The organism is Streptococcus sp. 3167 (assembly GCF_013277175.1).
GTDB classification, from domain to species: Bacteria; Bacillota; Bacilli; order Lactobacillales; family Streptococcaceae; genus Streptococcus; species Streptococcus pseudopneumoniae.
Genome location: NZ_VMML01000075.1, coordinates 1 through 1,090, shown reverse-complemented (window position 1 = coordinate 1,090; position 1,090 = coordinate 1). Strand labels below are relative to the sequence as shown.

The following is a 1,090-nucleotide window of genomic DNA, read 5'->3' as shown; positions in this document are numbered from 1 at the left end:
CACCCAAGATTTCAGCCTTGACCTCTGATTTAGCTTGGGCGATTGCTTGGTTCATGTCAGACGTGCTGACTTTCGTTTTCAGCTCTTCGTTTACCTTTTTGTTATCTTCCCCCACTGCCTGCGCAAATGCTGTTAATTCTGTAGTATCCATTTTGTGTTACACCTTTCCTAAATTGTAATAAAAGAGCAGGTCTGGCAATTCCTGACCTACTGGGCTCTCGCCTACAGTTCTACCTGCAAGCTGTTTCTCAACTTCTTTTGCAATATCCAGCTCCTTTAAAGCATGGACTTCTTCTGTGACCAATTCCTTATCTGAGGCGACTATCTTGATATGGACAGATTTATCACTGGGGAAAACATAGCCTCCAGCCGTGATTTCCAAGCGATAACTCCCAATCGGCAAGATAGCGTCCAGATGGAAACTCACACCTTGACTGGTAACAGCTACCTGCTTCTTCCACTGGTAGCCCTCCTTGGTCAGACTGATCAGTGCCTCCTCCCCTTCCAGAGAGGAAATCACTTGGTAGTCTTCGTCTAAGAGGGCAAAACCAAAGGTGGAAGCCAAGTCCCCTTGCTTAATCAGGTGCCCACCGTCAATTTGCCGCAAATTGGTCATATTGAGATTACAGACCATTCTGCACCTCTTTCTTTACTGTTTACTTTGTATCAAGGTTTTCAGTTCTCTCACATCTTCACCTAGCGATTTGACCTGTTCAGCCAGCACCAGAATAGCCTTATTTTGTTCGTCATGGTTATCCAATCTTTTGTTAGCCGACATTCGAAATTCGCGTAAGTTCTCAATGTCTTTTTCTATGGCTGTCATGCGATTTTCCTGCTTGGTTGCCCTGTCCTTCATGGAAAAGTACAAGACAACCACAGGAATCAGAGAAAAGAGAAACCGAATCAATAAGTGCTCAATCTCTGTCATAAACACCTCGCTAGTTTGCCAGATGGCTCAAACCACGTCGCTTCAATTCCTTGCGCACACGGTCTTTCCAGCGTTTATGTACCCATGAAAAGTCAACTGCTCCACGTTCCAGTAGGTTGATGTACATGTCGATTTTTGCTTGATCTAGTGTAATCTTACTCA

General features: G+C 44.6%; 2 protein-coding genes. Both read right to left on the bottom strand.

All coding sequences use genetic code 11. The features are described 5' to 3' along the window. Window positions 1-157 precede the first annotated feature (157 nt). The gene (locus HT678_RS09935) at window positions 158-634 is read right to left on the bottom strand and encodes a hypothetical protein (RefSeq protein ID WP_119942006.1); all 477 of its coding nucleotides are present in this window, start codon (window positions 632-634) and stop codon (window positions 158-160) included. A gap of 15 nt (window positions 635-649) precedes the next feature. After that, window positions 650-928 (bottom strand): hypothetical protein, encoded by a 279-nt coding sequence (locus tag HT678_RS09930; RefSeq protein ID WP_000134981.1) that lies wholly within the window; start codon window positions 926-928, stop codon window positions 650-652. Window positions 929-1,090 lie beyond the last annotated feature (162 nt).

What these genes read in the sequence shown, in the direction of transcription:
- HT678_RS09935 (WP_119942006.1), bottom strand. Translation starts at nt 634, where the DNA reads ATGGTCTGTAATCTCAATATGACCAATTTGCGGCAAATTGACGGTGGG.
- HT678_RS09930 (WP_000134981.1), bottom strand. Translation starts at nt 928, where the DNA reads ATGACAGAGATTGAGCACTTATTGATTCGGTTTCTCTTTTCTCTGATT.